This window comes from Gymnodinialimonas phycosphaerae, assembly GCF_019195455.1.
Taxonomy (GTDB): Bacteria; Pseudomonadota; Alphaproteobacteria; order Rhodobacterales; family Rhodobacteraceae; genus Gymnodinialimonas; species Gymnodinialimonas phycosphaerae.
The window spans coordinates 2,545,099-2,570,750 of record NZ_JAIMBW010000001.1 but is presented as its reverse complement, the minus strand read 5'-3'; the positions used below and the strand labels follow the sequence as shown (position 1 = coordinate 2,570,750).

General features: G+C 61.9%; 24 protein-coding genes. 13 read left to right on the top strand and 11 right to left on the bottom strand.

The genetic code is table 11. The features are described from left to right. Positions 1 to 2: 2 nt before the first annotated feature. Genes KUL25_RS12750 through KUL25_RS12735 form a run of 4 tightly spaced genes read right to left on the bottom strand, consistent with a single transcriptional unit; the run spans position 3 to position 3,526 of the window. Positions 3 to 761: an ABC transporter ATP-binding protein gene (locus tag KUL25_RS12750; RefSeq protein ID WP_257893286.1), complete on the bottom strand. Its 759-nt coding sequence runs from the start codon at positions 759 to 761 to the stop codon at positions 3 to 5. Beyond that, positions 758 to 1,588, bottom strand: coding sequence for an ABC transporter ATP-binding protein (locus tag KUL25_RS12745; RefSeq protein WP_257893285.1), 831 nt, complete (start codon positions 1,586 to 1,588; stop codon positions 758 to 760). Before KUL25_RS12745 ends, KUL25_RS12750 begins: the two co-directional genes overlap by 4 nt. Beyond that, entirely contained in the window at positions 1,585 to 2,481 is an 897-nt protein-coding gene (locus tag KUL25_RS12740; protein WP_257893284.1) for an ABC transporter permease, read from the bottom strand. The genes KUL25_RS12745 and KUL25_RS12740 overlap by 4 nt, the downstream gene beginning before the upstream one ends. A 1-nt stretch (position 2,482) precedes the next feature. After that, positions 2,483 to 3,526: an ABC transporter permease gene (locus KUL25_RS12735; RefSeq protein WP_257893283.1), complete on the bottom strand. Its 1,044-nt coding sequence runs from the start codon at positions 3,524 to 3,526 to the stop codon at positions 2,483 to 2,485. Between the two features lie 135 nt (positions 3,527 to 3,661). Here KUL25_RS12735 and KUL25_RS12730 point away from each other — a divergent pair, with 135 nt between their 5' ends. The 12 genes from KUL25_RS12730 (at position 3,662) to KUL25_RS12675 (ending at position 17,533) form a co-directional block, all read left to right on the top strand. After that, entirely contained in the window at positions 3,662 to 4,279 is a 618-nt protein-coding gene (locus KUL25_RS12730; RefSeq protein ID WP_068359969.1) for a helix-turn-helix domain-containing protein, read from the top strand. 78 nt (positions 4,280 to 4,357) lie between these two features. Continuing rightward, complete coding sequence (locus tag KUL25_RS12725; protein ID WP_257893282.1) at positions 4,358 to 5,944, top strand: ABC transporter substrate-binding protein; 1,587 nt, start codon at positions 4,358 to 4,360, stop codon at positions 5,942 to 5,944. A gap of 80 nt (positions 5,945 to 6,024) precedes the next feature. Further along, positions 6,025 to 7,128 carry an aminopeptidase P family protein gene (locus tag KUL25_RS12720; protein WP_257893281.1) on the top strand — a complete coding sequence of 368 codons (1,104 nt, stop codon included), beginning with the start codon at positions 6,025 to 6,027 and terminating at the stop codon, positions 7,126 to 7,128. Further along, complete coding sequence (locus tag KUL25_RS12715; protein WP_257893280.1) at positions 7,125 to 8,078, top strand: nucleoside hydrolase; 954 nt, start codon at positions 7,125 to 7,127, stop codon at positions 8,076 to 8,078. The genes KUL25_RS12720 and KUL25_RS12715 overlap by 4 nt, the downstream gene beginning before the upstream one ends. Further along, a complete protein-coding gene (locus tag KUL25_RS12710; RefSeq protein ID WP_257893279.1) occupies positions 8,075 to 9,937 on the top strand; it encodes an adenine deaminase in 1,863 nt (620 codons plus the stop codon). Before KUL25_RS12715 ends, KUL25_RS12710 begins: the two co-directional genes overlap by 4 nt. 147 nt (positions 9,938 to 10,084) lie before the next feature. Beyond that, positions 10,085 to 11,122, top strand: coding sequence for an ABC transporter substrate-binding protein (locus tag KUL25_RS12705; protein ID WP_257893278.1), 1,038 nt, complete (start codon positions 10,085 to 10,087; stop codon positions 11,120 to 11,122). Positions 11,123 to 11,203: 81 nt separating this feature from the next. After that, positions 11,204 to 12,028 carry an ABC transporter permease gene (locus tag KUL25_RS12700; RefSeq protein ID WP_257893277.1) on the top strand — a complete coding sequence of 275 codons (825 nt, stop codon included), beginning with the start codon at positions 11,204 to 11,206 and terminating at the stop codon, positions 12,026 to 12,028. Between the two features lies 1 nt (position 12,029). Then, positions 12,030 to 12,818 carry an ABC transporter permease gene (locus KUL25_RS12695; protein WP_257893276.1) on the top strand — a complete coding sequence of 263 codons (789 nt, stop codon included), beginning with the start codon at positions 12,030 to 12,032 and terminating at the stop codon, positions 12,816 to 12,818. 15 nt (positions 12,819 to 12,833) lie between these two features. Beyond that, positions 12,834 to 13,895: an ABC transporter ATP-binding protein gene (locus KUL25_RS12690; protein WP_257893275.1), complete on the top strand. Its 1,062-nt coding sequence runs from the start codon at positions 12,834 to 12,836 to the stop codon at positions 13,893 to 13,895. Continuing rightward, entirely contained in the window at positions 13,892 to 15,220 is a 1,329-nt protein-coding gene (locus KUL25_RS12685) for an amidohydrolase family protein (RefSeq protein WP_257893274.1), read from the top strand. Before KUL25_RS12690 ends, KUL25_RS12685 begins: the two co-directional genes overlap by 4 nt. Before the next feature lie 4 nt (positions 15,221 to 15,224). Continuing rightward, positions 15,225 to 16,625 carry a dipeptidase gene (locus KUL25_RS12680; RefSeq protein WP_257893273.1) on the top strand — a complete coding sequence of 467 codons (1,401 nt, stop codon included), beginning with the start codon at positions 15,225 to 15,227 and terminating at the stop codon, positions 16,623 to 16,625. Then, complete coding sequence (locus KUL25_RS12675) at positions 16,622 to 17,533, top strand: nucleoside hydrolase (RefSeq protein WP_257893272.1); 912 nt, start codon at positions 16,622 to 16,624, stop codon at positions 17,531 to 17,533. Before KUL25_RS12680 ends, KUL25_RS12675 begins: the two co-directional genes overlap by 4 nt. Here the strand turns inward: KUL25_RS12675 and KUL25_RS12670 are convergent. Then, on the bottom strand, positions 17,530 to 18,705 hold the full coding sequence (locus tag KUL25_RS12670) for a M20 aminoacylase family protein (protein WP_257893271.1): 1,176 nt from the start codon (positions 18,703 to 18,705) through the stop codon (positions 17,530 to 17,532). The two genes, KUL25_RS12675 and KUL25_RS12670, sit on opposite strands and share 4 nt — an antisense overlap. Before the next feature lie 73 nt (positions 18,706 to 18,778). Here KUL25_RS12670 and KUL25_RS12665 point away from each other — a divergent pair, with 73 nt between their 5' ends. Next, on the top strand, positions 18,779 to 19,465 hold the full coding sequence (locus KUL25_RS12665; protein ID WP_257893270.1) for a phosphoribosyltransferase: 687 nt from the start codon (positions 18,779 to 18,781) through the stop codon (positions 19,463 to 19,465). A gap of 27 nt (positions 19,466 to 19,492) precedes the next feature. Here the strand turns inward: KUL25_RS12665 and KUL25_RS12660 are convergent, their stop codons facing one another. The 6 genes from KUL25_RS12660 to KUL25_RS12635 are packed head-to-tail and all read right to left on the bottom strand — an operon-like array spanning position 19,493 to position 25,430. Then, positions 19,493 to 19,867: a Na+/H+ antiporter subunit G gene (locus KUL25_RS12660; protein WP_257893269.1), complete on the bottom strand. Its 375-nt coding sequence runs from the start codon at positions 19,865 to 19,867 to the stop codon at positions 19,493 to 19,495. An 8-nt stretch (positions 19,868 to 19,875) separates the two neighbouring features. Further along, positions 19,876 to 20,145 carry a K+/H+ antiporter subunit F gene (locus KUL25_RS12655; RefSeq protein WP_068359438.1) on the bottom strand — a complete coding sequence of 90 codons (270 nt, stop codon included), beginning with the start codon at positions 20,143 to 20,145 and terminating at the stop codon, positions 19,876 to 19,878. After that, entirely contained in the window at positions 20,142 to 20,633 is a 492-nt protein-coding gene (locus KUL25_RS12650; RefSeq protein ID WP_257893268.1) for a Na+/H+ antiporter subunit E, read from the bottom strand. The genes KUL25_RS12655 and KUL25_RS12650 overlap by 4 nt, the downstream gene beginning before the upstream one ends. A gap of 3 nt (positions 20,634 to 20,636) precedes the next feature. Further along, positions 20,637 to 22,196, bottom strand: coding sequence for a monovalent cation/H+ antiporter subunit D (locus tag KUL25_RS12645; RefSeq protein WP_257893267.1), 1,560 nt, complete (start codon positions 22,194 to 22,196; stop codon positions 20,637 to 20,639). Then, a complete protein-coding gene (locus KUL25_RS12640; RefSeq protein ID WP_257893266.1) occupies positions 22,193 to 22,570 on the bottom strand; it encodes a Na+/H+ antiporter subunit C in 378 nt (125 codons plus the stop codon). The genes KUL25_RS12645 and KUL25_RS12640 overlap by 4 nt, the downstream gene beginning before the upstream one ends. Position 22,571: 1 nt before the next feature. Beyond that, positions 22,572 to 25,430, bottom strand: a complete 2,859-nt coding sequence (locus tag KUL25_RS12635; RefSeq protein WP_257893265.1) for a monovalent cation/H+ antiporter subunit A — start codon at positions 25,428 to 25,430, stop codon at positions 22,572 to 22,574. Between the last annotated feature and the right edge of the window lie 222 nt (positions 25,431 to 25,652).

Below are 25,652 nucleotides of genomic sequence, written 5' to 3'. Positions count from 1 at the left end.
TATTACCTGTCGTGTTCAGTGCCACCGCTGGCGGCGTAGAGCTTCTGGGAATACGCATCCTGGAAACTACCGTCGTGCAGCGCGGATGCAGGGGCGATTTCCACGATCCGACCCTTGTTCATCACGGCCATTCGGTCGCACATGAAGCTAACCACAGGCAAATTGTGCGTGACCATCAGGTAGGTCAATCCGCGCTCTGCCCTCAGGCGTTTGAGCAGGTTGAGGATTTCAGCCTGCACGCTGACATCCAGCGCGCTTGTCGGTTCGTCCAGCAACATGACTTGCGGCTCCAGCATCAGGGCGCGGGCGATGGCGACGCGTTGGCGCTGTCCGCCCGACATCTGGTGCGGGTAACGAAAGCGGAAACGCGCGTTGAGGCCAACATCTGCAAGTACTTGTTTGACCGCTGCGTCCTGACCGCCGATGCCGTGGATGGCAAGCGCCTCCGACAAGACCGCATCCACGGTCTTGCGCGGGTGCAGGGACCCATAGGGATCCTGGAATACCATCTGACACTGCCGCGCGAGCTTGCGGGTCGGGCGGTGCGCTCCCGGTTGACCAAGGATGCTCATGTCCCCTGTCCACTCCGGTGCCAGACCGCACAGCGCCTTCAGGACCGTTGACTTGCCTGATCCGCTTTCGCCCACCAACGCGAAACTTTCGCCGCTTGCGACATCGAAGGTGACGCCTTGCACCACGCGCGTGCCGTCATAGGAGACATCGAGGTTCTCCAGCGAGATCGCCGGGGGGGAAGCGCTCATGTCGTGCGCTCCATTACCGGAAGTTCATCACGCAGTTCGTGCATTTTTGGAACAGCGGCAAGCAGGCCGCGCGTGTAGGGATGCGTCGCCTTGTGAAGATCTTTCGCGTCACACGTCTCCACCACACGGCCAGAGTTCATGACCAGAATCCGATCGCAATACCGCGCTACCAAGGGCAGGTCGTGGCTGATCAGGATCAACCCCATGCCATCGGGGTTGATGGTGCTGCCCCCCACAAGATCGTTGATCAGGGCCAGCACATCGCCCTGTACGCTGACGTCAAGTGCGCTTGTCGGCTCATCCGCGATCAGCAGGCGGGGGCGGGGGATCAGCATCATCGCGATCATCACGCGTTGCCCCATACCGCCCGACAACTCGTGCGCGTACATCCGTGCCACGCGGTCGGGATCGTTGATCTTGACGGCCTCAAGCATGTCGCGCACGCGTGCTTTCACCTCGCGGCGGGGCAGGCGTTCGTGGGTGCGCAGGGCTTCCGCGATCTGCGCGCCGACGGTCATCACCGGGTTCAGGGAATAGCGCGGGTCCTGCATGATCATGGAGATCCTGGCACCGCGCACCTGGCGCATCTGCCGCTCGGACAGGGCGCCAAGATCCTGGCCCTTGAAGGTCATCCGCCCTTCGACACGACCGGGCGGACGGATTAGGCGCAGAATGGCGCGGCCGGTCATCGATTTGCCCGACCCGCTTTCCCCGACAATGCCCAACCGCTCTTGACCCACCTCGAAGGAGACGCCGTCCACCACGTTCACGCGCCCTTTCGGCGTCGGGAAGCTGACAGAAAGGTTTTCGACAGTCAGAAGGCTCATCCCTTGCGCTCCGATTTCGGGTCCAACACGTCGCGCAATCCGTCGCCAAGGAAGCAGAAGCCAAGTGACACAAGGATGATGGCAAAGCCGGGGAAGGTCGACACCCACCATTGATCGTAGATGAAGCTGCGACCGCCGGAAATCATCGCGCCCCACTCAGGTTCGGGCGGTTGTGCCCCGAGGCCGAGAAAGCCAAGGCCCGCTGCCGTCAGGATGATCCCCGCCATGTCGAGCGTGACGCGGATGATCATCGACGACGTGCACAGCGGTAGCACGTGGCGGGTGATGATGCGGGTGTGCGATGCCCCCAGAAGCCGCACGGCGGCAACGAATTCCGAATTGCGCAGGGTCAGCGTTTCAGCCCGCGCGATGCGCGCGTAAGCTGGCCACGTGGTGATGGCGATCGCGATAATTGCATTCTCGATCCCCGGTCCCAGGGCGGCGGCGAAGGCCAGGGCAAGGACCAGCTTTGGCATCGAAAGGAAGACATCGGTGATCCCCATCAGTGTCCGGTCGATCCAGCCGCCGAAATAGCCCGAGATCGCCCCGATCAGCAGCCCCAAAGGGGCAGAAATGATCGCCACCAGCGCGACGATCTGCAACGTGATCTGTGCGCCATGGACCACACGGGCGAAGATGTCGCGCCCCAATTGGTCGGTGCCGAACCAATGCTCGGACGACGGCGGTTGCAGGCGGCGGTCAAGGAATTGTCCGCCCGGCCCTTCTGGCGCGATCGCTCCGGCGAAGATCGCCGTCAGGATCAGCCCCGCAATGATCAAGGCTCCCGCAACCGCCAACGGGTTGCGCAGCAGATCAAGCGTGATGCGATACGCCCGCCCAAATGCCGCTTGGCCGCGCGACGCGGGGCTATCGCTCAGAAGCCAGTCGCGCATGTTATCGGCTCCTCGGATCGAGGACGCGGTAGAGGACATCCGACACCTTGTTGATCAGGATGAAGACCGCCCCGATGACAAGCGTCGCGCCAAGGACCGCGTTCATGTCGGCGTTGAACAGCGCCGTGGTCAGGTAGTTCCCGATGCCGGGCCAGGAGAACACCGTTTCGATCATCACGGACCCTTCCAGCAGGCCTGCGTAGCTGAGCCCGATCACCGTGATCAGCGGCACCCGGATCGAGCCAAAGGCATGGACCCAGATCACCCGCCACTCCGGCACGCCCTTGACGCGGGCGGTGGTGATGTACTCCTGACTCAGTTGGTCCAGCATGAACGACCGTGTCATGCGGGCGATATAGGCAAGTGAAAACACCCCCAGGATCGTGGCAGGAAGAATGATGTGGGACCACGCGCTTCGGAAGACCGCCCAGTCGCCATCCAGTACCGCGTCCACCGTCAAAAGGCCCGTCACCACGGGCGTCATGCCATCGTAGAAGATGCTGACGCGGCCCGGCCCCTCGACCCAGCCAAGCCATGCGTAGAACACCGCAAGGCCCACCAGCCCCAACCAGAACGCCGGAACCGAATAGCCCAGAAGCGCGAAGACGCGGATCACCTGATCCACCCAACTGCCTTGCCAGGCGGCGGCCAGTACGCCTGCGGGCACGCCCAGACCCACGCCGATGAGAATTCCCAAGGTGGCCATTTCCAACGTGGCCGGGAAGACCCGCGCAAGGTCTTCGGCAACAGGGCGGTTGGTAGACGTCGACATGCCCAGATCGAACCGCAAGACATCGCCAACGTAGCTGAAGAATTGTACGATCAGCGGCCGCTCGAGGCCCATGGCGACGCGCGCCACCTCGTATTGCTCGGGCGTGGCACGATCTCCAACAACCGCGAGGACTGGATCAATCGGCACCACGCGACCAATGAAAAAGGTCAGCGCCAAAAGGCCGAGAAACGTCAGCGCCACGACGATCACGAACCGGGCAATCCCAAGGGCAGTGCCGCCGATCACGTCGGATCTGATGTCTTGAAAGGTCATCGGGTCACGGGGTCCTGTCGGTGGCTGCGACAACAGCGCCACGCACCGACGGTGCAACATTTTGCTTGGTTTTGGCAAATAGTTTTGCTTAGATCAAAAAAATTATGATGATTGGTGAACGGGAGGGGCAAAATCATGGCGCGGCCAACGTCGAACAATGATCCGGCCCTCGGCGCCCTGATCCGCAAGCGGCGCAAGCAGTTGAACCTGACCTTGCAGGCGCTCTGCGATGACGCTTCGCTTTCGGTCGGCTACCTCAGCCAGGTGGAGCGTGGACAAGCCACGCCGTCGCTTGGCACGCTGGCGCAAATTGCGCAGGGGCTGTCTGTTGGCCTTGAGTATTTCATCACCACACCCAAACCTGCCGATAGTCTTTCACGAACGGGCGCGCGGCCCCAGTTTTCCATCGACGGCTCGTCCATCCTGTACGAATCTGTCGGCGCCGATCTTCCGGGGGCCGAGTTGTCGTGCTACATTCTGCACGTTCCGCCCGGCTATGCGTCCGAAGTCGTGCACCATGAAGGGGAAGAGATCATCTTCCTGCTCAGTGGTGAAATCACCCAGACCCTTGGCGGACAAAGCTTCATTCTTCAACAGGGGGACAGCCTGCATTATTTCGGCTCAACTCCCCACTCGTGGTCCAACGAGACCAAGACCACCACGCGCATCCTCTGGACCGGAACCCTGTCGGTTCTGCAACGCAAAGGTGCCGTAAAACTGCCCGAACTGAACCCGGCCAATACCAATGGCTGAAGCGCGAGCCGAAAAGTGGATACCGGTTTTCGGATGAACTTGCGCGCCACATTAACACCAACACGGAGGTTGATCCCAATGAGATTGCTGAAACCCGCCCTGCTATCGGCGATGCTGGCGCTGCCCCTAGCCACGCCCGCGGCCTTCGCGGACACGCCGCCCGAAATCCTCGTCGTGGCCCAGAACATCGATGACATCGTCGCGATCGACCCGGCGCAGGCCTATGAATTCACCTCCGGTGAATTGGTGACCAACACCTATGACCGCCTTGTGCAATACGACGCCGAAGACACCACGGTGCTGGCCCCCGGCCTCGCCACCTCGTGGGAGATTGACGCAGAGGCAAAAACCATCGTCTTCACCCTGCGTGACGGCGTGACCTTCCATTCCGGCAATCCGTTCCGGGCCGAGGATGTCGTGGGATCGTTTTCCCGCGTGGTGCAGTTGAACCTGACGCCAGCCTTCATCCTGACCCAACTGGGTTGGACCCCTGAGAACGTGGCCGAGATGGTGACGGCAGACGGCAATACCGTGACCGTGCGCTACGAGGGCGACTTCTCGCCTGCCTTCGTGATGAACGTCCTCGCCTCGAGACCCGCGTCCATCGTGGATATGGAAACCGCCATGGCCAACGCGGTCGACGGCGACATGGGCAACGCCTGGCTCAACGCCAACACGGCGGGTACCGGGCCGTTTTCTCTGAACACTTTCCGTGCGGCCGAACTGATCCGCATGGATGCCAACCCCGATTACTTCAATGGCGCCCCCGCCATCGAAGGCGTCATCATCCGCCACGTGGCAGAGTCGGCAACGCAGCAGTTGCTGCTAGAAGCCGGTGACGTTGACATCGCGCGTAACCTGACGCCGGATCAGATCGCCGGTCTTGAGGGCGAATTGCAGGTGGAAACCTTCCCGCAAGCCGCCGTTCATTTCCTATCGTTCAACCAGAACGTGGAGGCCCTGACACCCCCTGCCGTGTGGGAAGCCGCGCGGTATCTGGTGGATTACGAGGGCATGACCAACTCGATCATCGCGGGCCAGATGGAAATCCATCAGGCCTTCTGGCCAGAAGGTTTCCCGGGTGCGTTGACCGACACGCCCTATTCCTATGACCCTGAGCGTGCCGCGCAGATCCTGGAAGACGCAGGAATCGAACTGCCGATCACCGTCACGCTCGACGTGATCAACGCCGCCCCCTTTACGGACATGGCGCAATCGCTGCAGGCGTCTTTTGCGGAAGCGGGCATCGAGTTCGAAATCCTTCCCGGCACCGGATCTCAGGTGATCACCCGCTACCGTGATCGCAGCCATGAAGCGATGTTGCTGTATTGGGGCCCGGACTTCATGGACCCGCATTCCAACGCCAAAGCGTTCGCCTACAACTCCGACAACCGGCAGGAAACCTACACCGCCACGACCACATGGCGGAATTCCTGGGCGGTTCCGGAAGAGCTGAACGAAATGACGACGGCGGCCCTGACGGAATCCGACCCGGCCGTGCGCGAGGAGATGTATCTGGAGCTTCAGCGCCGGGTGCAGGCGGAATCGCCCATCGTGATCATGTTCCAGGCCTCCTACCAGGTCGGCATGGCCGAGAACGTCGCGGGTTACGTGAACGGGGCCACCTCCGATTTCGTGTTCTACCGGCTTGTCGACAAAAGCTGATCGTGAATGACCTTGTCGCCGGCCCCACCACGGGCCGGCGATTTCCGTTTCCTGACTTTTTTCCCAAAAGGGGGCCTTACATGTACACTTTCAAAGACCGCCTGTCGCGTTTACGTACTCGGATGCAAGAAACCGGGACCGACCTTGTGGCGCTTGGCCCCACGTCGCACATGGCGTGGCTTTCTGGTGCGGATCCCCACGGGGACGAGCGGCCCGTGCTGTTGCTGATCAGCCAGACCCACGCCGGGTTCCTGATGCCCGCGCTCAATGCCAATTCCGTGCGGCAAGCAACCGATCTGCCGTTCGAGACATGGACGGATGAGAATGGCCCGGCACAGGCCCTGACAACCCTGCTGGCCGCCTGCGATGCCACCGCGCCCGGCCTGACGGTCGCCATAGACGAGGCGATGCGCGCCGATTTCGCGCTTCTGCTGCTGGATGCCATGGATGCGCCCGTGCGCCGCTTCTCGGATACCACCCTCGGTGCGTTGCGCGCGATGAAAGATGAAAGCGAAATCAAGGCCTTGAAGGATTGTGCGCGCGTGAACGATGCTGCTTCCATGGCCGGATTCGAGGCTTTGAAGCCCGGAATGACCGAACGCGACATCGCGCGCGTCATCGCCGATCACTACAAGGCCAACGGCGCCAAGCCGGAATTCACCATCGTGGCCTTTGGCGCGAACGGCGCCTATCCGCATCACCACACCGGTGACACGGTATTGGAACAGAACATGGCCGTTTTGATCGACACCGGCTGTCGTTTGAACGGCTACCCCTCCGACATGACCCGCTGCGGCTGGTTCGGCGACGCCCCGGATGAGGAGTTCTTGCAAGTCACCTCTATCGTGGAAGAAGCCGTGCAGGCGGCCCTTGCGACCGTACGGCCCGGCGTCATCGCGCGCGACATCGACAAGGCCGCGCGCGACGTCATCACCGCCGCGGGCTACGGCGATGCTTTCATCCACCGCACGGGCCACGGTCTTGGCATCGACATCCACGAGCCGCCCTATATCACCGCCACGTCCGAGGCGGTTATGCAGGCAGGCAACGTCTTCTCGATCGAGCCCGGTATTTATCTTGAGGGCCGCTTTGGCGTCCGCCTTGAAGATATCGTGACTGTCACGGACACAGGCGCGGATGTCCTGTCGAGCCTTCCTCGCACGATCTGGACACCCTCGGCGTGACGCGAAAGCTTATCCTTGATTCCGACGGCGGCGTGGACGACGCGCAGGCGCTGCTGATGCTGCTTGCCGCAGATCGTGCGCCGGATCTGATAACGATCGTGTCCGGTAACGTGGGCCTGCAGGCGGCCACCCGCAACATGCTGTCGGTTCTGACCGTGGCCGGGCGGGCCGATATTCCAGTTCACATGGGTGCGGACCGGCCCTTGGTCCAGCCGGTCCATGACGCAACCGAAATCCACGGCGTGGACGGTTTGGGCGGCGCCCCGCGCCCGGACCTGATATCAGAGCCTGCCGGGAATAACGGCGTGGGCACCATCGTCGCGAGCCTGCAAGACGCCGCGAACCGGTCCGAAAGGATCGATCTTTTGATGATCGGCCCGCTCACCAATCTGGCCTTGGCTCTGCGCCTTGCGCCCGATTGCGTCACGGGCATCGGCAACGTCACCATCATGGGCGGATCGGTCTACGGCCGCGGGAACATCACGCCCGCCGCCGAGTTCAACTTTTTCGCCGACCCCGAAGCGGCACACATTGTCCTTGCCGCCGGGATCGAGATCACGCTCGTCCCGTGGGAGGCCTGTGCCGCCCACAAGATCACGGGGGTGCAGGTCGATACCCTGTTTGACGCGCGCCCCGATGGCCGCGCCAAGGCGTTTTCCCAAGCGCTGGTGCGCCATGCCAGATCCGTCGTCGCGGGCTTCGGTGGTGGCGATCACTTTCGCTTCGTCGACACGCTGGCTGCCGCCGTGGTCATTGACCCGGGTGTGGTGACGCAAGCGCTGCAAGCCTCCGTTGACGTGGCCTTGGCCCCCGGCCTGACACGCGGCATGACGGTCGTTGATCCCACCGGTCGTCTGGGCACGCCTGCGCGGACGATTGTTGAAGCGGCTGACATGGACCGCGTTGTCAGTCTTTACGCCGCCTCTATCGATTACGAGGCGTCGGCATGACCAATCCAGCGGACCAACTGATCAATGCCGCCGACGAGGTCAAGATCCGTCAGCGTCTGGTGCGGGTGGCACTGGGGCATGAGCCTGCGGATACGCGTCTTCGGGTGGGTAAACTGCTCGACGTTCACTCGCGAATGTGGCTGGACGATCAGGAAATCATCATCGTGGGCCGCCGCATCGCCTATGTCGGGCCAGCGGGGTCCTATCCCGGCACCGTCGAAAATGAGGTGCATGAACCAGACCTGATGGCCGTTCCCGGCTTTGGCGAAGTTCACAAACATATCGAGTCTTCTCACGTCACCCCGGAATGGGAGGCCGCGCTGGTACTGCCCCACGGCAACACATGGACCTGTGAGGCCAGTCACGAATTCTCCAACGTCAATGGCGCGCGCAACCTTGAATTCTGGCTCAAGGCACGGCTGTCGGGCAGCCCGCAGAAGATCTTTCCGCTGCCGGGCTCTGCCGTGCCGCCCACGGCCTTTGAGTGGGGCGGCGGGCATTTTGGCTATGATGAGCAGCTTGGTTTCCTGTCCGAAAGCCTGATGGTGGCGGGTCTGGACGAGGTGATGGATTGGCCCGCCGTCTGGAACCCCGACAACCCGTCCTACGACCGCCTGTGGGGGATGATCGAGGCCACCTTCGAGAAACGCGGCGTGATCGAGGGCCATGCGGCGGGCATCAAGGATCTGCCTACGATCAACGCATTTGGCGCGGCGGGCCTTGCCTCGGACCATGAGGCGTGGACAATGCAAGAGGTGCTCGACAAGCTGCGGCGCGGCCTCTTCATGGAACTGCGCCCGCATTCGCTGCCAGAGATGATCCGGGGCCTGATGGATGCGGGCCTGACGGAGTGGAGCCAGTTCGCGCTGACCACCGATGATCGCTCCTGCTCGGACACGATGAAACTGGGCGCCACGGATCATAACGTGCGCCTTGCGATCGAGGCCGGGTTGCCCCCGGAAATCGCCATTCAGATGGTCACGATCAACCCGGCGCGCCATATGCGGCTGACGCCTTGGGTCGGATCCATCGCGCCGGGGCGGTTTGCGGATATCGTTCTGCTGGATGATCTGGCCAAGGTCGGGATCGCCAAGGTCTGGGCCGATGGTGATCTTGTGGCGGAGGCGGGCAGGTACCTTCCTTCGGTGCCACGGATCGATTGGCCCGATTGGGCGACGCAGACCGTCAACATCACCCGCGACCTGTCCGCCGCCGACTTTGCAATTCCCGCCAAGCCGGGACGCGACACGATGACGGCGGCCTTGCTGCGCCCGTTCCATTGGGACGATGACTTCATCACGATGGATCTGCCCGTCGCGGATGGTCACGTGCAGCGCGATCCTGAACGCAACGTCACGAAGTTCGCCATCGTCGACCGCTTTTCCGGGCAGGGCAAAACCTCTGCCATGTTCTGGCTGGGGACGGGACCCCGCACGCCCGACACGGCGCTGGCCTGTTCGATGGGGCATGACAAGCACAATATCTGGGCGGTCGGCTCGTCTGACGCCGCGATGGCGCAGGCGGCCAACGCGTTGCGCGACACCCAGGGTGGCTGGGCACTGGTGCGGGAAGGTAAGCTGGCTGCCACGGTGCGCTATGAGGTCGGCGGCCTGATGACCTGTCGCCCGCCCGAAGAGCTGGATGCCGAAATGCAGGCACTCTACGCGGAAGGTGGCAAGGTGGACTGGATGTACGAGCCTACCTTCAGCCCCCGCTGGTTCCCTGGGTTTCCGGAACGACTGGCGTTCGCCACCCTCACCTGCGCGCCGTGGCGCTGGGTTCTTGTGGCGCCATCCGACCGGGCGCCGGACGGGTTCGTGAACGTTGCAACGGGCGAGACTCATGCCATCGTTTGGTAGCTGCCTAACAATTGCGCATCCGCTTGTTCTTCGGGCATGCATCCGGCGCTTGACCTTGCGTCTACGTCAGACCCTCCATACGATTTCACCATCAATCTGCCGCTGGTTCGGAGCCTGCTCCGGACACTTTCAAAACTGAGGACTATCATGAAAAGACTTCACACTTTGGGCGCCGCAACGGTTTCGGTCGCCGCCATGCTTTCCGCCGCGCCAGCCCTGGCGCAGTCCGAGACCTTCGTCGTCTCATGGTGGGGGTTCAACGGCGATGCGCTTCAGGAAATCATCATCGACCCGTTCCAGGAAATGTGTGATTGCGAGGTGATTTTCGAGACCGGCAACAACGCTGACCGCCTGAGCCGTCTGCAACTGCGCAGTGGCGAAGGGGTTGACGTGATCTACCTGACGGACCGGTTCTCACAGTTGGGGATCGAATTGGGCTTGTTCCAGCCCGTTGACCGCGCGCAGGTGCCCAATATCGACAACCTCTATTCCTTCGCTCAAGCGCCACAGGGCGAGTACGGCCCCGCTTACAGCATTGGGCGGGTGGGTATTGTCTATAACGCCGATGAGGTCGAGACACCGATCACGTCGTGGAACGATCTGTGGCGCGAAGATCTGGCGGGCGCCGTGTCTCTGCCCGGCATCACGACGACAGCTGGCCCGATGGTCGTGCTGCGCGCAGGAGAGCGTGCTGGCGTGGATGCCTACGCAGACCCCGATGCGGCGTTCGCAGGTGTGGCCGAAATCCAGCCCAACGTGTTGACCAACTACAACACCGGGTCAGAGATGATTAACCTTTTCTCCACCGGCGAGATTGCTGTTTCAATGGCCCAGGACTTTGCCCTCGGCCGTCTGCAATCTGCGGTGCCCTCGGTGGCTTGGGCGGACCTTGACGATGGTGACATCGCCACGCTCAACACGATCAACATCGCCTCCGGGTCCGAAAATGTGGAGCTGGCCCATCAGTTCCTGAACTTTGTCCTGTCGGCCGAAATCCAGCAGACACTGGCCGAACGGGGCGTCGATGCGCCCGTGAACACGGGCGTCGATCTGACGGAAGAACAGGCAGCCGGTTGGACCTACGGTGACGAGATGATCAGCAGCCTCAACTTCGTCGACTACGGGCCGATGAACGCGAACCTGGACGACTGGATCAACCGCTGGAACGAAATCTTCGGCATGTAAACCACGGCCTGCCGTGATCCCTTGGGGCGGGCATCCCCCGCCCCAAGGACGCAGACGACCACCATTGAAGGCCCCCCATACATGAAACGCCTTGCAGGCTGGATGCTGTCGTCACCCGCGACACTGGCCGTGTCTCTTTTTCTGATAATTCCCGTCGCCGCCACGATCAGCGTGACCTTCACCGCCCCCGGCGGTGTGTTCGCCCCCTACGTGGAGTTCTTCTCGTCGGGGTTTCAGCGCACGGTCCTTTGGCGCACGTTCGAGGTGGCGGCACTCACCACGATCATGGCGCTCTTTTTCGGGTTGCTCACGGCCTATGTCGTGTCACGCTGCCCGCCATGGATGAAATCGGTCCTGATCGTTCTGGCGGTGTTTCCATTGCTGACGGGCGTGGTGGTCCGCTCGTTCGCATGGCTCATTATCCTGGGCCGCAACGGCGTTTTGAACAACACGCTGGAGTGGTTGGGCGTGATCGAGCGGCCTATGGCGCTGCTCTATAGCCAAACCTCTGTTGTGATCGCGATGATCTACATCTTCATACCCTTGATGATCCTGGTGCTTATCGGCGTGCTGGAGAACATTCCCGACGATCTGCTCCAAGCTTCGTCCTCGCTAGGGGCCTCGCCCACGGCGACCTTCGTGCAGATTATTCTGCCGTTGGCCACGCCGGGATTGATCGTGGGGGCTGTGCTGGTGTTCACCGCCAGCTTCACATCCTACGCGACCCCGCATCTTCTGGGGGGGACACGGCAGATGATGATGGGGACCTTCCTGCATCAGCGGGCAATGGTCAGCTTTGATTGGGTCAGCGCTTCGACGGTTGCGGCGATCATGGTTGTGGTGATCGTCACCACTGTTCTTGTCATGACGCGGCTGGCAAAGCGTCTCAACCCGATGGCGTCCTGATATGAACACCCGCATCCACCCCGCGCTGATCCTGCTGACGGTCCTGGTCTATTTCTTCCTGATTGGTCCCCTGATCATCATCTTCGGCGCCTCGGTCTCGGACACGTCCTATCTGGCCTTTCCGCCCCAGGGGCTGACCCTTCACTGGTTTGAAAACATCTGGGAAATCTCGGCCTTCCGCCGCACCATCGTGACCTCGTTTCAGGTAGCATTGCTGGGGACGTTCATCGCGCTGCTGATCGGGATACCTGCGGCCTACGCGCTGAACCGGCACCGGATCCATCTGCCGGGCTGGCTGTCGACGCTGTTCATCCTGCCCATTCTGGTGCCCGAGATCGTCATCGGCTTTTCGCTGCTGCGGTCCATCAATGTTGGCCTCGGCATTCCGGTAATCTATTCTTTGCTGATCGGGCACACGCTTCTTGTGCTGCCTTACGTGGTGCGCGTCATCTCCGCCGCGCTTGCGTCGTTCGATTTCTCCATCGAGGAGGCGGCGATTTCCCTTGGCAGTCGCCCGGTTAAGACCTTCTTCACTATCGTTTTGCCCAACGTCCGCTCGGGCGTAATTGCGGCGTTTATCCTCGCTTTCATCACCTCGATCAACGACGTGTCCGTCTCGCTGTTTCTGACAGGTCCGGGTATCTCGACCCTCCCAATCCAGATCCTCGCCCATGTCGAGCAGTTCTTCGACCCGACCGTCGCGTCGGTATCCGTCCTGCTGATGGCCCTGACCATCATCGTCATGATCATTGTCGAGCGTACGCTCGGGCTGACCGTCGTGGCCAAGTAGAAAGCAAATCACTCAATGACCCTGCCGCTTTCCATTGAAAAAATCACCGCCCACTATGGGACTACAAAGGTGCTGGAGGACCTGTCGCTGGAGGTGGGCGACGGCGAGTTGGTCTCGCTTCTGGGGGCGTCTGGTTGTGGCAAGACCACGACCCTGCGATTGGTCGCGGGGTTCATGCAACCTACCAGCGGAGCGATCCGTCTGGGAGACAAGGACCTGACGCGCCTTCCTGCCCATGGCCGCGATATCGGGCTTGTGTTCCAAAGCTACGCCCTGTTTCCGCACCTCAGTGTCCTCAACAACGTGGGCTTTGGGTTGAAGCAACGCAAACTTCCGGGGGATGAGCAGCGAAAACGCGCGATGGCCATGCTGGAACGCGTAGGTCTGGTGCATTTGGCGGACCGCTTGCCAAGCGAATTGTCAGGCGGCCAGAAACAACGAGTGGCGCTGGCGCGTGCGCTGGTGATCGAACCGCCCCTGCTGATGTTCGACGAGCCGCTGTCCAATCTGGATGCGAAACTCCGCGTCGATATGCGGATCGAGATACGGCAACTTCAGCGCGCCAATGGGACCACGGCGCTTTATGTGACCCACGACCAGGAAGAAGCGTTCTCGATCTCTGACCGGGTGGCGATCATGGATCAGGGCCGCATCAGACAGCTCGACACGCCCGAGACCCTGTACCAGCGCCCGGCGAACAGCTTTGTCGCGCGCTTTGTCGGGTTTGAGAACCTGATCGACCTTAAAGTCCTCAATCGCGACGGCGCACTGGTGCGCGCCGAGGCCAAGGGCGGGGCGGTCTTGAGCCTGTCACAGGATCAATTGGGCGAGATCCCGGATGAATTCATCCTCGCAACCCGGGCCGATGGCCTGCATGTGACCACCGCCGATGTGGCAGAGGGCCTGCCAGCGACGCTTGGCTTGCGGACCTATCTGGGGCGCACCTATCAATACCAGTGCGAAACCGGACCGGGCCATCTGGTTGCGAACGGCTCGCTCGCGTCACCGTTCGAGTCCGGCACCCGCGTGACGCTGGTTCCCAATCCGGATCAATGCGCGATCCTGAAGCCGGAATGAAGACGCTTCTCACGAACGCCTGGATCCTTACCGTCGATGCGCAGATGACGGAGTATCAATTCGGTTGGATTCTTGTAGTAGATGGTAAGATCAAAGCGCTTGGCGATGGACCGCCGCCCGGGGCCGACGCGACCCGCGACATGGGCGGCGACATCATCATGCCCGGCATGGTGAACACCCATTGTCATATGGCCATGTCGCTGTTCCGCGGGTTGGGTGAAGACGTCGATGACCGCCTGTTCCGCTACATGCTTCCGCTGGAACGCAAGTTCGTCTCGCCCGAGATGGTGCGCGCGGGCTCGACCCTGTCCGCGCTGGAGATGATCATGGGCGGCGTCACAACCGTCGCGGACATGTACTACCACGAGACCGTCGTCGCAGACGTCATCGCGCGTTCTGGTATGCGCGGTGTCGTGGGGCAGACGCTGGCCGATTTCGACCCGCCCGACCACCGCAGCTTCGATGAAGGTTTCGCGCTGTGTGATGCATTGGCGGATCACTGCGCGGGGCTGTCGCGGGTAACCGCCTCCATCGCGCCCCATGCGCCATACTCGACCGGCAGGGCGGTCATGGAGCGCGTCGCAGATTGGCACGAAACGCACCCGGAAACGCGTATTCAGATCCATTTGGCCGAGACCGAGGCCGAAGTGGATTGGGCCGCCATGACCCACGGGACGACCACCACCGCCGTCTGTGACAGGGCGGGGCTTCTGAAGCCCGGCACCATCGCCGCGCATTGCCTGCTGATGGATGACGCGGATATCGAGACCCTTGCGCGCACAGGAACGCGTGTGGCGCACAACGCACGCTCCAACGGAAAGGCCGGGCGAGGTATGGCGCGGGTCGACGATATGCGTCGCGCCGGCATCCCCGTGGGCATCGCCACCGATGGCCCGATGAGTGGGAACACACTTGATCTGTTCTCCCAGTTTGGCGTCGTGTCGATCTTCGCCAAGATCCTTGGCGCGTCCCGCAAGCCGCTACCGACGCGCGATGTCATCCGCATGGCGACGATCGAGGGCGCGCGGGTCCTGGGCCTTGACGCCGACACGGGCTCTTTGGAGGTCGGCAAACGGGCCGATCTGATCCGCATTGATCTGTCATCGCCGCGACTGCAGCCGATTTATGATTCCTATTCGGTGCTGGTGTTTGCCACGATGCCAACGGATGTGCGCGATGTGATGGTCGATGGCACGTGGCTCATGCGCGACCGGACAGTTGAAACGCTGGAGACCGCGAAGGTGCTGACCGATGCAAACCAGGTGGCCGGTCAATTCCGCGCCGAGATTGCCGCGATTGATGCCGCGATGGCCGCGAAAGGGTAAAACCATGACAGATCTTCAAACCGTGCTGGACTACGCCGACGCGCATCTGGACGACAGCCTCGACCGGCTGTTCGAGTTCATTCGAATTCCGTCAGTCTCGACCGTTCCGGCCCATGCGGGGGATTGCTGCGCCGCGGCCAAGTGGCTGTCCGATCAACTGGGCGATCTGGGCTTCGATGCCTCGGTGCGCGACACCCAAGGTCATCCGATGGTGGTGGGACACGGCACCAACGCCCCCGGGCCCCATGTGCTGTTCTACGGACACTACGACGTGCAGCCCGTGGATCCCATTGACCTGTGGGACACGGGTCCGTTCGAGCCGACGTTAAAGCCCGCCCCTGATGGCGACACCCACATTACCGGGCGCGGTGCGTCCGACGACAAGGGCCAGCTTCTGACCTTCATCGAGGCGTGCCGCGCGTGGAAAGCCGTCACCGGCAGCTTGCCGATCAAGATCTCCATGCTGTTCGAGGGGGAAGAGGAATCCGGCTCTGCAAGTCTTGGACCGTTTCTGGAGAAATCGGCGGAAGAGCTGCAAGCAGATGTGGTGATGGTCTGCGACACCGATATGTGGGACCGGGAAACTCCCGCGATCACCACCATGTTGCGTGGGTTGGTCGGTGAGGAGTTCACCATCACGACTGCCGACCGTGATCTGCACTCCGGCATGTTCGGCAACGCCGCGCGCAATGCGCTTCAGGTCGCCTCTGATGCCCTCTCCAGCCTGCGGACCCCGGATGGCGGCGTCGCGCTCGCGGGCTTCTACGATGGCGTCGAAGACCTGGCCCCGGAAATCCGCGATCAATGGAACAGCTTGCCCTTTGATCAGGACGGCTTCCTGTCCGACGTTGGGCTGCGTATCCCGGCGGGCGAGTCGTGCTATTCCATCATGGAGCAGGTCTGGGCGCGCCCCAGCTGCGAGATCCATGGTGTTATCGGCGGCTACACTGATCCCGGGTTCAAAACGGTGATCCCGGCCAAGGCGACGGCCAAGGTCTCGTTTCGGCTGGTGGCGGGTCAGGACCCCGCTCGAATCCGCGCGGCATTCCGCGCCCATATCCGATCCCATGTGCCAGAAGATTGCTCGGTCACATTCACGTCCCACGGCGCCAGCCCCGCGTTGTCGCTGCCACTCGACAGTCCATATCTTGCGGCCACGCGCGCCGCGCTCAGCGAGGAGTGGGGGACAGAAGCCGCGCTGGCCGGAACCGGCGGTTCCATCCCGATCGTCGGTGAATTCAAGCGTCAGTTGGGCATGGACACGCTGCTGGTGGGCTTCGCCCGCTTCGATAACCGTATCCACAGCCCGAACGAGAAATATGATCTGTCCAGCTTCAAAGGGGGCATCCGAAGCTTCGTGCGTGTCATCGCGGCACTGGCCGAAATCGACGAGAGCACGGCATGACGGCGCGGCCCATCCGCGTTCTGATCGACACCGACCCCGGTCTCGATGATGCGGTGGGCATTCTCTATGCGTTGGCAGACAGGCGCTTTTCGGTGGAGGCGATCACATCGGTGGCGGGAAACATCGGCCTGCCTGTCACAACCCGCAACGTTGGCGGTTTGCTGTCTGTCATGGGTCGCGGGGACGTACCTTATGCGGCGGGCGCGGCGGGGCCACTTGCTGGCGACGGGCTGAATGAGGTCGCAATCCACGGTGCGGACGGCTTGGGGGGTGTCACCCTACCCGACCCGCTGACCGCGCCGGATGCCGTAGGTGCCAGTGGCTGTCTGGCGAAGGTGTTGTCGCAGGTGCCGATGGGCGCGCTGACTGTCCTTGCCCTCGGGCCCCTGAGCAATCTTGCGCTTTTGGCGCGGGATGCGCCCGAAGCCTACGCGCGGATCGGGCGCATCATCGCCATGGGCGGCACCATCGAGGAACGGGGCAATGCAGGCCCCCATGCCGAATTCAACATCGCCTCCGATCCCGTGGCGGCACAGATGGTCTTTGCCGGGCCCGTCCCTGTCACCCTGATCCCACTGGATGTAACGCGGCAAGTGCGGGCGACCACGGAGGATCTGGACCGGCTAAACGCAACGGGCACGGTCGCGGCGAAGCTGTCGGCGGATATGATCCGGGCGTATTTCGTTGGCAGCGCAGAGCGCACCTCGCGCCCGCTTCATGATCCCTGCGTCATGCTGATGGCGCTGTTGCCGGAGCTGTTCGGAACACGGCCCATGCGACTGTCCGTTGACTGCGTGACGGATGTGGGGCGTCTGGTGCCGTCGCAGAATGGGCCCACGATTGACGTTGCCATGACGGTCGATGCCCCCGCTGCACTGGACGCGCTATGGCGCGGGCTTGGCAGCTAGGCCATCAAATCCATCTCGACGACGCGAGTCCAGAAGGCGATGCCCGGCACGATGGCAGCGTCGTTGAAATCATACCCGGTGTTATGATGCAGCGCGCCGTCCGCCGCTGGGCCATTGCCAAGCCAGACATAGCAACCGGGAACATCCTGCGAGAAGAATGCAAAGTCATCCCCCGCGGTTGATGGGGGAAACGTGGTGCGAATGCGGGACTCTCCCAGCGCATGGCGTGCAGCGGCAAGGGCGCGCTCGGTCGTATCGGCGTCATTCACCACGGGTGGGATACGGCGAATGAACTTGTAGTCGGCTGTCACCCCGAATGCTTGCGCAATGCCGTTTGCAATCACGCCGATCTCTGCCTCCAGCTGGTCGCGGACGGCTGCAGAGTACGCTCGCGCCGTTCCCGCGACGCGGGCAGTGTTCGGAATGACGTTGAGCGCCTTGAAATCTCCAGCCTCAAGGGCGCAGGCACTGACAACGGCAGGCTCCAGCGGATCGACCACGCGCGCCACAATGGTGTGGATCGACGACAGGAATTGCCCCGCTGCGCTGATCGGATCGCGGCCGAGGTGCGGCTTGGCGCCATGGGTGCCGACGCCCTTGAACGTGACTTCCCAACTGTCGGATGACGCCAACTGCGGGCCTTGCACCACTGCCATCTCGTCGGGATCGAGGCCGGGCATATTGTGCAGGCCGTAGACGCGATCGACCGGGAATTTGTCGAAGAACCCATCCTCAATCATCGCGCGTGCGCCGCCACGCCCCTCCTCGGCGGGCTGGAAGATGAAATGCACCGTCCCCGAGAAATTTCGTGTCCTCGCCAAATGCCGCGCCGCCCCCAGAAGCATCGTCGTGTGCCCATCATGCCCGCAAGCGTGCATCTTGCCCGGCTGGGTGGATGCGTAGGGCCTATCGACGGTTTCCGGCATTGCCAGCGCATCCATGTCGGCGCGTAGTGCAATCCGTCCCGGTCCATTGCCTACCAACAACGTGCCAACCACGCCGGTTTTTCCAAGCCTACGATCCACCGCGATACCAGCCTCCTTCAGCTTTTGCGCGACGATGTCGGACGTGCGTTCCTCTTCGAACCCCAACTCGGGATGCGCGTGAAGGTCGTGACGCATGGCCACCAGCATGGACAATTCGCCGGCGTCGATTTCCAGAGGGGGGGACATGGCCTGCCAATCCGTTGTGTTCTATACCAAACCTGTGTGACCCATTGCAGATCACGAGACAAGGAGACTGCCGATGAGTTTGGAACCGCACGAATTCTGGCAGACCCTCGACGCCCCCGGCACGCATTGCGCGGAGCCGGACACAATCTACCATAGCGCCTATCCCGCGACACTGCCGGACGGTCGGCAATTGGTCTTGCCGATCCGCGCGCTACCGGACGGAGAGGGGGCGGCAGTGGCCTCGCTCATCGTCAATCAGGCCGCCTTCGCGGTAGAGGATGCGCTGGCCGACATTATGGCTGAGCAATGGCGACAGATGTCGCCTGACGTCGTGATCGGGGTGCCGACGCTGGGTCTTCCGCTGGCCAATGCGCTTGCCCGAAGACTGGGGCACCCGCGAATGGTCCCGCTCGGGACCTCTCGGAAGTTCTGGTATACCGATGCCCTGTCCGAGCCGCTCAGCTCCATCACCTCGCCGGGCAAGGGTAAGGTGATGTACCTCGATCCGCGCATGGTCCCGCTTCTGGTCGGGCGAAAGGTGTTGCTGGTTGACGATGTGGTCAGCACCGGAACCTCGATCGCCGCCGTGTTACGGCTTCTGGCAAAGGCCGGGATCGAGCCTGCCGGAATATCGGTCGCGATGGAGCAGGGCGACCGCTGGCGCGACACGATCGCCAAGGCCGATCTGGTGCGGGGCGCGATCCGGTCACCGCTTTTGCAGACGACAGACAGCGGCTACGTGGTCGCTACTCGGACGTGAAAGGCCGCATCACCTTGGTGCGCATCGCTAACGATCCGAACCGGCCTCTGGAGGATCGTCGTAGACGGACCACCCGTATTCTCCATCGCTGGAAGGCAGATCCTTTGGGCGCACGTTCCGTGCCAGATAGGCTTTGGCGATGAAATTCGCCGTGATCGGGGCCGTCAAAAAGAGAAACAGGGAGATCAGCAATTCGTGCACCGAGATATGCCCGGTCTCGATATAGAAGAAGATCATCGACGCGATCAGAACGCCGCCAACGCCGAGGGTCGTGGCTTTGGTCGGGGCATGCAGGCGTTGCAGGGTGTTCTTGAGTTTGACCAAACCATACGAGCCCACGAAGCCGAATATGCCGCTGACAACGAGGGCAGCTGAGATGAGGAGTTCCGCAGTAAAGCTCATGATCGCCCCTATTCGATGATGTCGCCGCGCAGCAGAAAGCGGCAATAGGCAACTGTTGAAACGAACCCGACCATGGCGATCAGCATCGCGGCCTCGAAGTAGATCGCGGTGCCACGCCAGACGCCGTAAAGCACCAAAAGCGCGATCACGTTGATGACCATGGTATCCAGCGCCAAGATTCGGTCCGCGTCGTCGGGGCCCACTGCAATGCGCCAAAGGTCCAACAGCAGGGCAATGCCGTAACAGCCAGCTGCGAAAAGAAGCGCGTATTCTATCATGGGAAAATCTCCAAAAGGCGGCGCTCATAACGGGTCTTGATTTCGTCTCGGACAGCAATGGGGTCGTCCGTGTGCAGGCAGTGCACAAGGATTGCGCTGCCATCGGCGGAAAGTGTTGCGGATACGGTTCCGGGCGTCATCGTAATGGTGCCTGCAAGAACGGTAATCGCTTCGGCTGACTTGAGTTCGAGCGGGATCGGGATCCATTGCGATCTAATTTCGGGCTCGCGCTTGAACAGGATGATTGCGGCCACTTGCACGTTCGCGACGATAATATCCCACAGCACAACAAGGCCGTATTCCGCGATCTTCAGGGGCCGGGCAATGGCCGGGCGGTCTGGCCAATAGGCCGCCGTCAGCATCGGGATCGCCAAGCCAACGACAGAGCCAAGGATCAGGTTGCCCAACGTGAACGTATTCGCCAGACCAAGCCAAACCAGAACAAGGGTCAGGCTGAGCAGGGGGTGAGGGACAAGACGGCTTAACATGGCTCAGCGCTCCTCAACGGGGCTGAGGACCGCGTCGACATACCCTTGACGATCGAAAAGTTGGGCGGAGGTTTCCTCCAGATAGCTCGTTATGGGACCAGCAAAGACTGCAAGCGCCGCCAATCCGGCCAGCGCCAACATGGCCGGGGCCACTTGCCTCGCAGTGGCAGGGGGCGGAAGGTCCAAGGCGGGGTCTTTTTCGGCGCCGTCATCCAGCGCGGGCTCCGGCGAGGGGCCAGTCGTTGCGGTCGATTTCCAGAACAGGATACTCCCTGCGCGCGCAAACCCGACGATTGTCAAAAGCGACCCCACAAGGATCGCGGACCAGGCCCATCCGATCAAACCGGGCTCTCTCAGCGCGTCCAGGACCAGCAGCTTGCCAAGGAACCCGCTTAGCGGGGGCATACCGGCCATGGCGATGGCGGCGGCAAAGAACAGGGCTGCGAAAAGACCGTTCTGGATCGTGGCGGGTTCTGGCTGAAGGGTGTCTGTGCGCCGCCGCGTCACGACAAGATCGGCGACAAGGAACAGGCAGGCCGCAGCGAAGGTCGAGTGGACCATGTAGTAGAGCGCGGCGGTGGTTGCCGTTTGCGAGAACACTGCAACCGCCACCAGCAGCGTGCCCATCGAACCCACGACCGAAAATGCGATCAGCGGCATCAACCGACGCGCGCCCAAGACGCCGAACGCCCCAAGGGCGATGGTCACGATGGCCGCCGGGAACAGCCAGGTTCCGGCCAGATCCTCAGTTCCTGGGCTACCCGGTCCGAACACCGTGGTATGGACCCGCAGGATCGCGTAGGCGCCGACCTTGGTCATGATCGCGAACAGCGCCGCAACCGGCGCGGGGGCATTGGCATAGGTGGCAGGCAGCCAGAATTGCACCGGAAAAAGCGCCGCTTTCACCGCGAAGACGATCATCAACAAGATCACCGCGACGCGGACAAGGGCGGCTTCCTCGATCGGGATCTCGGGCATGCGCACGGCAAGATCCGCGATGTTGAGTGTCCCCGTCGAGGCATAGAGGGTACCGAGGGCGAACAGGAAAAGCGTCGATCCCGCGAGGTTCATGACCACGTATTGCAGGCCTGCGCGCATCCGGTCCTTGCCGCCTGCGTGGATCATCAGGCCGTAAGACGCGATCAACAGGACCTCGAAGAACACGAACAGGTTGAAGATGTCGCCGGTCAGGAAAGCGCCGCAGATGCCCATCAGTTGGAATTGGAACAACGCATGAAAATGGCGGCCCCGTGCGTCCCAACCCGTCGTGACCGCATGGATCAGAACCACCAGCGCCAGCGCCGAGGTCAACAGCACCATCAAGGCCGACAGTCGGTCGAGGACCAGGACGATCCCGAACGGTGCGGGCCAATCGCCCAACCTGTAGACATGGGTCGTACCGTCCGCCGCAAGAATCGTAAGGCCAAGCGCAATCGCCAGCAGAATGGACGTGCCCGCGACCGAGGCCGTGCGGGCCAAGGTGATGTCGTGGCGCAACGCGAATGCGATCAGCGGTGCCAGCAGGGCGGGCAGGACGACTGGAAGAATGATCCAATGCATCACGCGGCCCCCTCATTTTTGGAGTCCGTATCTTCCGTCTCGGGGCCCGTTTCCGGGGCGATATCAATTCGGTCGCTGTCCGATTCCAGATACGCACCAAGCCCGATCATAACGAGCACAGCCGTCATTCCGAAGGAGATGACGATGGCCGTCAGAACCAGCGCCTGGGGCAGCGGGTCGGTGTAGCTTGCGTCGCCATACCTTGACAGGATGGGCGATTGGTCGATGGCGAGCCGTCCGCTTGCGAACAGGAAAACGTTCACCGCATAGGACAGTAGCGCAAGGCCAAGGATGACGGGAAATGTCCTGAGTCGCAGGAGCAAGTAGACCCCGCCGGCCGTCAAGACGCCGATACTGCTTGCAACGATAAGCTCCATCTCAGCGCTCCGCCTCGTCTTGGGCACTTTCGCCGGGGTCGTAATCCATCGGATTGATGTTCACCGTCTCCCCCGCAAAGCGCGCGATGCGGCTGAGGCTGTAGAGCATCAGCATGACAGCACCCAGCACGGTCAGAAACACGCCAAGATCGAACAGCATCGCCGTCGCAAGCTCGAATTCCTCGATCGGTGGCAGGTGGACGTAGGTATAGGCACTTGTCAGGAATGGCCGCCCGAAAAGCCATGCGCCAACGCCCGTCAGCCCCGCGATCACGACGCCGAGGCCGATCATGGTGTGATATTCGATCCGCTTCCGCTCTTGGGTCCAGGCAAATCCGGACGCCATGTATTGCATGAGAAGTGCAATGGCGATCACGAGGCCCGCGACGAACCCGCCGCCCGGTTCGTTATGGCCGCGCAGGAAGATATACAGGCCCACGACGATGGCGATGGGCATCAACACGCGGGTAACGACAACCATCATCAATGGGTGCCGGTCACGCGACCTGTCCTGCGAATAATCCCTGTTCTTCAGCCGCCGCCCCGCCGGTCCGTCCAGCAGCGCATGCATCATTGCATAGATCACAAGACCTGCGATCCCCAACACGATGATCTCACCGAACGTGTCATAGCCCCGGAAATCCACCAGGATCACGTTGACCACATTCGTGCCGCCGCCGCCCTCATAGCTGTTGGCAAGGTGGTAGTCCGAGATCGTTTCGATATCGCGCATCAGGAAGGCGTAGGCGAGGGCCGCCACGCCGCCCCCGGCCCCCAGCGCGATGACACCATCGCGCAGTTTCAGGCCCATGGGGCTTTCCTTCGGGGTCGCTTTAGGCATGAAATGCAACGCCAGCAAAAGCAGCATGATCGTGACCGTCTCGACCGAGATTTGCGTCAGCGCCAGGTCCGGCGCGGACAGATAGGCAAAGCCCGCCGAAATCGACAGTCCGATGATCCCGATCAGGACGAGCGCCCGGAAGCGGTGGTGATGCATGGTCACAACCGAAAGCGTGGCGACGATCAACATGACCCATCCTGCGGCGACTACAGGCGGCACCGGCAGCAGGCCCCTTGTCGGGGCGGACAGTCCGCTGGACGAATAGGCAACCCAACCAAGGCCAAGGGATGTCACCGTGAAGATCGCCAGATAGCGACTGATTGCGCCGTTGTGGCTGACCTCTGTGATGAAGCGGGATGCGGTTACGATTGCCCCGACGAGCCGATCGAAGATCGCTTTCGCCTCGGGTCGTGGCAGGGCATTCCAAACCTTGTCGAGGGGCCGATGCAGCAACAACACAATTGCGCCGCCCGCAATGGCAATGATCGACATCCAAAGCGCGGGCGTGACGCCATGCCAGACTTTCAGATGCGGGTGCAGGTCCGCGCCGGTCACGGTGTTTGCGGCTGCGGTCACGATCCCTTCAGCCAGGAACGGGGCGACGCCGATCACGATCACCATAACGACCAACAGCGCAGGTGCTGCCCACATCCCGAACGGTGGGTCGTGGGGCTTGGCCGGGTAGTCGTCGCGCACCGGGCCAAGGAAGACGTGGAAGATGAAACGCAGGGAGTACGCCACCGATAAGAGGGCGCCGATGGTGGCCATTACGGGCACGGCATAGGGGCTGCCCCACCAATCGGTGTGCGATGCCTCCTCCAGCATCAGCTCCTTGGACAGGAAGCCGTTGAACAGCGGAATGCCCGCCATAGATAGCGCCGCAGCCGTGCCGATCAGGAAAGTGATCGGCATCAAGTGCCGTAGGCCCCCCAGGCGTTTGATATCGCGGGTATGCGCCTCGTGATCGACGATGCCTGCGGTCATGAAGAGCGCGGCCTTGAACGTCAGGTGGTTGAGGATGTGGAACACGGCAGCAACGGCGGCCGCCGTGGTGCCAAACCCAAGAAGCATCGTCAGAAGGCCCAAGTGGCTGACCGTTGAGAACGCCAAAAGCGCCTTCAGGTCATCCTTGAACAGCGCGATCAGTGCGCCCAACACCATCGTCACAAGACCCGTCGTTGTAACGATGTAGAACCACGCATCGGTCCCCGCCAACGCGGGCCACATGCGCGCCAGCAGGAACACGCCCGCTTTCACCATCGTGGCCGAATGCAGGTAGGCCGAAACCGGCGTCGGTGCGGCCATGGCGTGCGGCAACCAGAAGTGGAACGGGAACTGCGCAGACTTGGTGAAGGCGCCCAGAAGAATCAGGATCAGCGCAGGCAAATACCACTCGGACGCGCGGATTGAGTCGCCTGCCTGCAAGATGTCGGTCAGGTTGTAGCTGCCCACGATATTGCCGAGGATCAGCATCCCGCCAATCATGGCAAGTCCGCCTGCACCCGTGACGGCCAGCGCCATCCGCGCGCCTTGGCGTCCCTCTGGCAAGTGCTTCCAGAACCCGATCAGCAGGAAGGATGACAGGGACGTCAGTTCCCAGAAAATCAACAAAAGCAGGATGTTGTCCGAAAGCACAATGCCCAGCATCGCGCCTTGGAACAGCAGCAGGTACGTATAAAACTGCCCCATCGGATCTTCGCCCGACAGGTAGAAGCGGGCGTAAAGAATGATCAACAAACCGACACCCAGGATCATCCCCGCGAACAACAGCCCAAGGCCATCCAGAAAGAATGAGGCGGATAGACCAAGCTGCGGCAACCATGCGATTTCGGCCTGGATGACCTCGCCCCGAAGAACAGCCGGTGCCAGAACGATCAGCATCGTCAGGGCAAGCGCCGTTGGCACTGTCGTTGCAATTGCACAGGCATTGCGCCCGGCCCGTATCATGAGGCCCGGCAGCAGCGCTCCGACAAAGGGCAGCACCGCAATTATAAGAAGGATCGTCCCCCCGAGGCCCATCGCATCGCCTTATTGTTCTTGCCTGTTCACCCAATTTGTAGCGAGGCCGACAAGGTACTACAACCAAGCGTTTTTCTGTTCAAACGCTTGCCTATGGCACCACGTCCAAGTTGATACGCGCGGCTGGCTTATTGCAACGCTTATTGGATTTGCCGACGGGCAAAGTGACTTCGCCACAGCCAACCCCGCACGTCACTCGTGAAGTTGCCAGGATCAGACCTG